This window comes from Corynebacterium sp. CCUG 69979 (genome assembly GCF_024454095.1).
GTDB classification, from domain to species: domain Bacteria; phylum Actinomycetota; class Actinomycetes; order Mycobacteriales; family Mycobacteriaceae; genus Corynebacterium; species Corynebacterium genitalium.
Genome location: NZ_JAGPZA010000039.1, coordinates 1 through 1,576 on the forward strand (window position 1 = coordinate 1; position 1,576 = coordinate 1,576).

1 protein-coding gene is annotated in these 1,576 nt (G+C 57.7%); it reads left to right on the top strand.

Annotated elements, in window-relative coordinates:
* Positions 1–1,488: integrase core domain-containing protein (locus tag KBX18_RS11695; protein ID WP_255996267.1), on the top strand; the 1,488-nt coding region annotated here is incomplete at its 5' end.
* Between the last annotated feature and the right edge of the window lie 88 nt (positions 1,489–1,576).

The window sequence follows — 1,576 nt, forward strand, 5'->3', positions numbered from 1 at the left end:
CGTTCGTGGCGGTGGAATAGCCGGATGGCTATTCCATTGCACAAGCGCAGAAAGGTCGCAGATTTCGATCCTGTCCGCGACGGTAAAACGATCACACAGTTTTGCAAAGAACTCGGCATCTCGCGGCAGACGTACATCAACATCAAAAACCGGGTAGCGCAGAAGGGCCGATCTGGCATTGTGCCCGATTCGACCGCACCGAAGAACCCAGCTCGAAAATTCGACGACACAGACAAGGTCGCGGTCGTCAACGCGAGACAACATTTGATGGAACAAGGGCTGGATTACGGCCCATGGTCGATCTACTACTACCTGTTCGATTCGATCGGTCCTGAGCGCACCCCGTCGCGTTCGACCATCGCGTCGTGGCTTCATGAGCTCGGTTTCGTCGACGCCAACGCCCGTAAACGACCGCGCAGCTCCTATAAGCGCTTCGCCCGCGATTTCGTCGGTGAGCTGTGGCAGATTGATGGGCTGGTCTACCGCCTGTTCGACCATGCGCACACGCAGGTGACGATCTACCAGATCATCGACGACGCCAGCAGATTCGACGTCGGCACCAAAGCGTTCCCTTTGCCGGAAAACGGAACCGACGCACGCGCCGTGCTGGCCGAAGCGTTCGCAACCTACGGCAAACCTCAAGAGATCCTCTCCGATAACGGCGAGGCGTTCGCCACCTACCACCGTGGACACCTCTCCGCTACCGAGTTGTGGCTCGCCAGTGAAGGCGTCTTGGCTATCGCTGGGTTCGCCGCCACAACTCAAGGAAAAGACGAGCGATCCCACCGCACACTGACCCAGTTCTTAGACGTGCGCCACCCGGTAAGCCTTGCTGAGGTCAACACATATCTCGCTGAATATCGGCACGTCTACAACGAGCGGCGACGCCACCAATCGCTACTGGTTGGCAAGATGCATATCACCCCGCGCCAGGCTTTCGACACCTTCCCCAAGGCAACACCGCCCACGCACCCGCTTGATCCTGACGCGATCTGGGCCCGTGTCGTCGCCTACAACAAAGCACATAACCCACAAACAGCAGCATTCGCAGTGATAAACGGCCCCGGGGAAGCGGCAACTTCACCCGAGACCAACACCGATGACATGGCAGCTCAGCACGACCTACCTCCCACCGATACCCCCACATTAACGATGCCGGTAAAGCAGTCAACAAACGCTTGGGGCATCCCAAACGAACTACGAGTGAGCAAAGACGGTGTTGCCCGCGTATGCAACTACGGCCTCTACATCGGCCTGCGATTCAAAAACCGCCTACTCTACGCCGCCGTCACGGCCGAAAACGTTGCTGAGTTCTACACCGCACACGACGGCGAATTCCTCTTCAGTGTGCCCTTACCAATCACCCTGACCCACAGGCCACCAGGCGGGCAAATCAACATCAACCTCGTGAAAGGAATGAAACACCGCCAACCACCACGGCTTAACCCGAACCTATCCAAGCCCCGGCCCAAACGCCGGAAACCATGACACCGCGCTAGCAATGTCCAAAAACCCCACCGACTCCACGCCCAAAAAGTCACCGGACTCCGTGTCCAAAAACCTCATGGACATAACA